The sequence below is a fragment of the Sodalinema sp. genome (assembly GCF_046483825.1).
Classification (GTDB): domain Bacteria; phylum Cyanobacteriota; class Cyanobacteriia; order Cyanobacteriales; family Geitlerinemataceae; genus Sodalinema.
Genome location: NZ_JAWOCL010000080.1, coordinates 1 through 6,705, shown reverse-complemented (window position 1 = coordinate 6,705; position 6,705 = coordinate 1). Strand labels below are relative to the sequence as shown.

At 53.4% G+C, this 6,705-nt stretch carries 7 protein-coding genes; 6 read left to right on the top strand and 1 reads right to left on the bottom strand.

Translation table 11 applies throughout. From position 1 onward, the window contains the following. The first annotated feature begins 202 nt into the window (after positions 1-202). The 4 genes from R6U67_RS05445 (at position 203) to R6U67_RS05430 (ending at position 3,682) form a co-directional block, all read left to right on the top strand. Complete coding sequence (locus tag R6U67_RS05445) at positions 203-1,462, top strand: lipid-A-disaccharide synthase-related protein (protein WP_410251606.1); 1,260 nt, start codon at positions 203-205, stop codon at positions 1,460-1,462. A 56-nt stretch (positions 1,463-1,518) separates the two neighbouring features. Then, on the top strand, positions 1,519-1,671 hold the full coding sequence (locus R6U67_RS05440) for a hypothetical protein (RefSeq protein WP_170189138.1): 153 nt from the start codon (positions 1,519-1,521) through the stop codon (positions 1,669-1,671). Continuing rightward, a complete protein-coding gene (locus R6U67_RS05435; protein ID WP_410251605.1) occupies positions 1,664-2,740 on the top strand; it encodes a glycosyltransferase in 1,077 nt (358 codons plus the stop codon). The genes R6U67_RS05440 and R6U67_RS05435 overlap by 8 nt, the downstream gene beginning before the upstream one ends. 159 nt (positions 2,741-2,899) lie before the next feature. After that, positions 2,900-3,682, top strand: coding sequence for a DUF1868 domain-containing protein (locus R6U67_RS05430; protein WP_410251604.1), 783 nt, complete (start codon positions 2,900-2,902; stop codon positions 3,680-3,682). 69 nt (positions 3,683-3,751) lie between these two features. Here the strand turns inward: R6U67_RS05430 and R6U67_RS05425 are convergent, their stop codons facing one another. After that, positions 3,752-4,597, bottom strand: a complete 846-nt coding sequence (locus tag R6U67_RS05425; protein ID WP_410251603.1) for a M48 family metallopeptidase — start codon at positions 4,595-4,597, stop codon at positions 3,752-3,754. 180 nt (positions 4,598-4,777) lie between these two features. Here R6U67_RS05425 and R6U67_RS05420 point away from each other — a divergent pair, with 180 nt between their 5' ends. Together R6U67_RS05420 and R6U67_RS05415 are read left to right on the top strand one after the other, a co-directional pair. Further along, a complete protein-coding gene (locus R6U67_RS05420) occupies positions 4,778-5,308 on the top strand; it encodes a DUF4330 domain-containing protein (protein ID WP_410251602.1) in 531 nt (176 codons plus the stop codon). Positions 5,309-5,431: 123 nt separating this feature from the next. After that, positions 5,432-6,586: a class I SAM-dependent methyltransferase gene (locus R6U67_RS05415; protein WP_410251601.1), complete on the top strand. Its 1,155-nt coding sequence runs from the start codon at positions 5,432-5,434 to the stop codon at positions 6,584-6,586. Positions 6,587-6,705: the final 119 nt, after the last annotated feature.

Sequence of the window (6,705 nt, the reverse complement as noted above, 5' to 3'; positions counted from 1 at the left end):
CAAAAGGTGAGAGGTGAGAGGTGAGAGGCAAGTGGGAGGTTCTCCACTGTTCCCTATTCCCTATTCCCTGTTCCCTGTTCCCTGTTCCCTGTTCCCTATTCCCTATTCCCTGTTCCCTATTCCCTATTCCCTGTTCCCTGTTCCCTGTTCCCTGTTCCCTATTCCCTCTATTATTCAATATTGATTGCCATAAAATTGGGCTATGGGTGATAAACTTCTGTGTTTAAGTAACGGTCATGGTGAAGATGCGATCGCCGTGCGCATTTTGCAACACCTGCAACAGCATCCTCAAGGCCCGGAATTGGCGGCCTTACCCCTCGTTGGCGAGGGACGAGCGTATCAACACGTACCCGATGTTCCCATTGTTGGTCCCGTGAAAGCGATGCCCTCGGGCGGCTTTGTCTACATGGATGGCCGGGAACTCTGGCGGGATGTACGGGGGGGATTGTTGGGCTTAACCTGGGCGCAATGGCGTGTGGTGCGTCAATGGAGTAAACAGGGCGGTAAAATTTTGGCGGTGGGGGATATTGTGCCGTTGTTGCTGGCTTGGTTGAGTGGGAGTCCCTATTGTTTCGTCGGAACCGCTAAATCTGAGTATTATCTGCGCGATGAGATTGGCCCCTTGCAGCGACGCAGTTGGTTTGAGACGTTGGAAAGTTGGTCGGGTTCGGTGTATTTGCCTTGGGAACGGGCCTTGATGCGTTCAAAACGCTGTCGGGCCGTGTTTCCTCGGGATGGCTTAACCACGGAACGACTGCAAGAGATGGGGATTCGGGCCTATAACTTGGGTAATCCGATGATGGATGGCTTAGAAGCGAAGCCCGTTGTGGTAGAAGGAGAACAGGCGCGATCGCTTACACTCCTCTTGCTACCCGGTTCTCGGGTTCCTGAAGCGCATCGTAACTGGGAACAACTCCTGCAAGCGGTTCAGGGGGTGCAACGAGTTCAAAATAATCGACCGTTGACAGTTCTGGCGGCGATCGCCCCTGGCTTGGATCTCGAACCCTTTACTCGCGCCCTAGATGCTTATGGTTGGCAGGCCACCCGCAAATCGGTTCCCGGCATTGACGATGACGCGGCCCAACGATTTAGCTTTAATCAGGGGCGATTGGTTCTGAGTCAAAATGCCTTTGGGGACTGTTTACGCCAAGCGGATATGGCGATCGCCCAAGCCGGAACCGCCACCGAGCAATTTGTGGGCCTGGGGAAACCGGCCATCGCCTTCCCCGGTGAGGGACCTCAATATACCGCCGCCTTTGCTGAGGCCCAAGGTCGTCTTTTAGGACAATCCTTAATCCTCGTTCCCGGGCCGGAACAGGTGGCCGATGTGGTGCAACGCTTGCTGCAAGATCCCGATTGGCACCAACTCATTGCCGAAAACGGTCGTCGTCGTCTGGGACTCCCCGGCGCGGGAGAACGGATCGCCAGGGATGTCCTACAATTGTTGTTTGGGGTTGAATGATGGCCCCAGCCTGAGTCTGACTCCTGATTCTGTTCCTTTCGCGTTCTCTCGACCTTATGGACCGTTCTAAAGTTGTGGCCATCGTCACCGGGGCGATTTCCCTGTTGTTGGCGATCGCCTATCTCGTCTTAGTCCAATTCCTCGATTTTCGCGGCGAAATGCTGCCGGCCCCTCAAGATCTCTCGACGCTCATGAGTTGGTATGGCTAAGACTCCCCGCAAGCTATTAGTCCTCTCGACTCCCGTTGGCCCGTTGGGAACGGGATTAGGCGGCGGAGTGGAATTAACTCTGTTTAATATGGCCCAGGTGCTAGAGGAACGGGGCTATTCCGTGACGGTACTGGCTCCTGAAGGCTCGGCCTTACCGCCGTTAGAGATTCAAACTATCCCCGGACGCTTACAAGATACTGCCCAAAGTCAGGGACGACAAACCCCCATTACGCTCCCGGCTAACTCAGTTCTGGCGGCCATGTGTGAGACGGCCAGACAACGGCAGTCTGAGTTTGATGCCATCATTAACTTTGCCTATGATTGGCTCCCGTTTTATCTAACGCCCTTTTTTGAGATTCCGGTCTTCCATTTTGTCAGTATGGGGTCGTTGACGGATGCGATGGATGAGGTGGTGGTGAACGCCGTTAAGGCCACCCCTGAACGAGTGACGTTCTATACCCGCACTCAAGCCCAAACTTTCGGAGTCAACCGGCCCGATGGCCTCTACATTCCCAGTGGCTTAGATTTGTCTCTCTATGAATTTTGTGCTGCACCCCAGTCTCAGTTAGCCTGGGTGGGGCGTATTGCCCCGGAAAAGGGCTTAGAAGATGCTCTGGCTGCGATTAGTCAAACGGGAGACTCGATGACGGTTTGGGGGGTGATGCAATGTCCTGACTATTGGCAAGAGATTGGCCAGCGTTATCCCCAGGCGAAGGTCACCTATGGCGGCTTTTTGCCCACCCAGTCCTTGCAACGGGCCTTAGGGCAATGTCGCGGCTTGATCATGACCTCGAAATGGGTTGAAGCCTTTGGCAATGTGGCGATTGAAGCCTTAGCTTGTGGGGTTCCGGTGCTGTCTTACCGTCGCGGCGGCCCGGCGGAGATTGTCCGTCATGGCAAAACCGGCTGGTTGGTTGAACCGGATTCGGTATCGGGATTGGTTGCCGGAATTGGTAAACTGCCTCAGTTTGACCGTTGCGATTGTCGTCATCAGGCTGAAGTGGAGTTTTCTTTGGCGGCGATGGGCGATCGCGTCGAACAATGGCTGGCGATCGTTAATAGTGAATAGTGACGTCTGGATGGGCTGATGGCGATCGCCGCTATCTTTGCCGCTATCTTTAAGGACAACCTCAACCAACATGGCGATTGTTTGATCACTGTTAATGATCAACCAATGATCAACTCATGATCAACATCTGTAAACTGTAAACTCTTATCAATACTGACCTTGGATAACACCTATCAAGACTATGTAGAGCGTATCGCTCATCTGACGACTCCGGCGGCTCATGCCAGTAAACTTGAGCATATTGTCGAGTCGCCCAAGTTTGTCCCCACGGAGGATGGAGGGCGACAACCGGTGTCGTTTCCTGGCTACAGCATTATCACCCCTCCTGGGGCAGAGGATCGGGCCAATGTTGAGTTTTATCAGGTGGTGGCTGATTGTCAAACTCGCATTGCTCAACGACTTGGGGCCAATCTCTTTGCGGTGGTTCCCCCGAAGAGTTTTCACCTGACGCTGGCGGATTTGATTTGGGATAGTGCTTATCGTGAAGCGAGTCTGGACCCGGAATTTGACGACAAATTACAACAGTGCATTGGCGAGATCTTCGATCGCATTCAACCAATGTTAAGTAGTCCTAAGTCGCCTCAATGGCAGCTGAGTGGCTTGGTGGTGATGCCTCGGGCGATCGCCGTCACTCTCAACCCCAGCAATGAGGCCGCCTATGACCGTATTATCGCACTGCGTCGCGCGGTCTATCAGAGTTCGTCTCTGATGCAGTTGGGCATTGACCAACAATATAATCTCACGGCTCACGTCACTCTCGGCTATTTTGGCACGTCGGCAGACCCCCTCGACGGCCAAGAGTTAGCTCAGTTCCTCGATGACTGTGCGATCGCGGCCAAAACGGCGGCTCCCCCATTTTCGGTGACTCGGGCTGAATTGCGCAAGTTTACAGATATGACTCAGTATCACCGAGAGCCGGATTTCCCCGTTTTGAGCTTGTAAAGCCCATTAACACATTTTTGAATATATGTCAATGCTTTTGAAATAATAATTCACAACTAACCCAACCGGCTATAACAAGGGTTGGATTTGTTGTCGATAGGCGGTGGTGTTCAACCCATCGCCTTGTGCCGCTTGGGAGGCGTCAATCTCGTCTCGTAGGCGAGCGACGCGATTGCGGGTATCGGGGTGAGTATTGAGGAATTGGGGTAGGCCACCGCCACCGCTGAGGAGTCGTTCAAAGAAGTTGACCATTCCCACGGGGGCGTAATTGCTGCGGGTGAGGATCTCTAAGCCCACCTGATCGGCTTCATACTCAGCACTACGGCTGTTAGGGCGGTTAATCACCAATTCGTAGGCGATATTGACCAACACATCAGGGTCGACCCCCGTTGCATTGAGAACGCCCTGGGCGATCGCCGCTTGACGTAAGCGGTCTAACACGTGTTTCTCGGTAATATGGGCGATTTCATGGGCCACGACGCCCGCTAATTCCGCCTCGTTATCGGCCCGACGAATCAGGCCCGTATTGATATAGACAAAGCCGCCGAGAGTGGCAAAGGCATTGATGCTATCATCTTCGACAACCTGAAACGTAAACGGTAAGTCCGGTCGACTGCTTTGCCGCACCAGTCGCTGACCGATGACATTGACATAATTGGTGACTTGGCGATTATCGTAGAGGCGGACATCTCGGACGAGGCGATCGTTAATCTGTCGTCCCAGGGCCACTTCTTGCTCATCAGACATGGACGAAATCTGAATCACCTCAATCACATTGGGGAGAATATCGAAGATGGAGAAGCCCAAGACGGCGGAGGGAGACAGCAACAGAACCGAAACCGCCGTCACCAGGGAGAATGTGCCATAGAGGAGACGGCGTGAGAGATTGGAGGAGGACTTAGAGAAGCCAAACATGAGGAGTTAGGAGTTAGAGGTTAGGAGTGGGGCGATCGCAACGGGGGAAAACCCGACCGTTCCCCTCAAACTATAGACGCAGGTGGCCTCCAAAAAGTTCAGGGCCGTGATTCAGTGAAGCAGTATGCTAGGCTCGGAAGTTGAGTTTTAACGATATGCAAGACAACCTAAAATACAACTATGAAACTGCTCGATGCTAAGGGTCGTCTGTTTGGCAAAATTAGCCTACTCGACATTGGGGCGATCGCCGTCATTCTAGCCGTCTTTGTCGCCGTCTTCCTAGTTCCCGGAACTGGGGGATCGGTCGCTCAAGTGAACCTCAACACCCGCCCGGTTGAAATCACCGTCATCGTTCGTGGCCTAAGTGTCTTCGATGCCGATGGCTTTGTCGAACAGATGCGAGACGATGGGCAAACTGACATTATCATCCGTAACCAGCCCCACGGAACCATTGATATTGTCAACATCGAACGGCTACCGCGAACCCTAGCGGTTCCACAACCCGATGGAACCCTAGCCGCCCTCGAAGATCCCCGGTCAGAAGAACTCTATAGCGTTAGTCTACTGCTAACCTTAGCCGGGAACGCCCGAATGACCAGTAGTGGTCCCGTCTTGGGCAACAGCAAGCTCAAAATTGGTACATCTGTCGAACTCGAAGGAACCCTCTATAACTTTAACGGCAGCGTCATCGACGTCAACTTAGATCCGTAAACCCCTCTAAGACTAGCGAATCGTCGACCCCACCGCTAAGATGAAGCCATTTCAATCGACGGCGGCTACCCGTTGCAACGGTAGTCCTCGATGGATTCTCCCGATTGCTCCAGATATCGAGTTATGTCTCTCATGCCAGCTGAACCCGCACGCATCACGCCGATTCAACCCGTTAACCCCGTTCAACCGCCTCCTCAACCTCCGAGCGAGTCTCAAAACAATAACACCTCGGACAATAGCCCGATTACCGATCGCGACTACCTCGATCGCGTCGTGGGCCAGAATACCCGCAAGTACACCATGGCCAAAGCGGAGTTTTCAGTTCCCTGTATGCCCTCGATGCTCAACGAGGCCCTGCGACTCCTACAGGAGTATTGTCAACTGTTAGGCAAGCCAGGAACCCCCGAAGAACAAGAGAAACTGCGAGCCTTCCTCTCCCAGAAATTGCAGGAAGGGTTCAACGCCTCTCCCCATTCCCGATTAGTTCTCATGTGCGTTCCCGCCAAGCCCCAAATTGGACTTCTCGGCGGCGTCTCGATTCAAACCAAGGTGGTTTCTGAGTCGTTGAGCGATAAGTACACCACGTGGCCCAAAACTCGCCCCGATCCTCTTTTTGGCAGTGAACCCGACGTGAAAGTGATGAACGTGGCCGCCTCTTTGGGAGAACCGAGTCAAATTCGCGTTTTAGACGTAGGAGCCGGCCCAGGACGCAATAGCTTACCCCTAGCTCGTCGCGGCCACCCGGTTCATGCCTTAGAACTCACCCCCGTCTTTGCCGAGAAACTGGTGCAAGCCGCGAAACCCGAGAATTTACCTGTGGAAGTGGCCGTGGGGAATGTCCTCGATCCTTTAGTACGGATGCGGCCTTATTACTATCAGTATGTGATCTCGACTGAGGTGATTTCCCATTTCCGAAATACTCAAGAGTTACGCCTATTTTTTGGCAAAATGTGTGATGCTCTAGTCACAGGTGGGAAGTTGTTGGTGAGTCTGTTTTTGACGGAAGGGGGCTATCAACCAACGGATTTAGTGCGGGAGTTAGGGGAGGTGTCATTCTCCTCGATTTTCACTCCAGGGGAGTTACGCCAGTCCATTGAAGGCTTACCGTTAAACATGGTCTCAGTTGAAGCCACATTAGAGTATGAGAAACAGCATCATCAAGGAGAGTCTTGGCCACCAACACCCTGGTACGAAGGTTGGTGTTCAGGACGCAATGTGTTTCCGATTCAGAAAAAGCCGCCGATGCAGTTGTATTGGGTGTTAATGGAACGCTCGTGAACGTTAACGTCCACCTCCCGTCAGCACCCCCACTCCCTCGTGTCATGGCTCCCGCCGTGACACCCCCACTCCCTCGTGTCATGGCTCCCGCCGTGACACCCCCACTCCCTCGTGTCATG

Coding starts and splice junctions, on each gene's coding strand:
- R6U67_RS05445 (WP_410251606.1), top strand. CDS start 203: ATGGGTGATAAACTTCTGTGTTTAAGTAACGGTCATGGTGAAGATGCG.
- R6U67_RS05440 (WP_170189138.1), top strand. CDS start 1,519: ATGGACCGTTCTAAAGTTGTGGCCATCGTCACCGGGGCGATTTCCCTG.
- R6U67_RS05435 (WP_410251605.1), top strand. CDS start 1,664: ATGGCTAAGACTCCCCGCAAGCTATTAGTCCTCTCGACTCCCGTTGGC.
- R6U67_RS05425 (WP_410251603.1), bottom strand. CDS start 4,597: ATGTTTGGCTTCTCTAAGTCCTCCTCCAATCTCTCACGCCGTCTCCTC.
- R6U67_RS05420 (WP_410251602.1), top strand. CDS start 4,778: ATGAAACTGCTCGATGCTAAGGGTCGTCTGTTTGGCAAAATTAGCCTA.
- R6U67_RS05415 (WP_410251601.1), top strand. CDS start 5,432: ATGTCTCTCATGCCAGCTGAACCCGCACGCATCACGCCGATTCAACCC.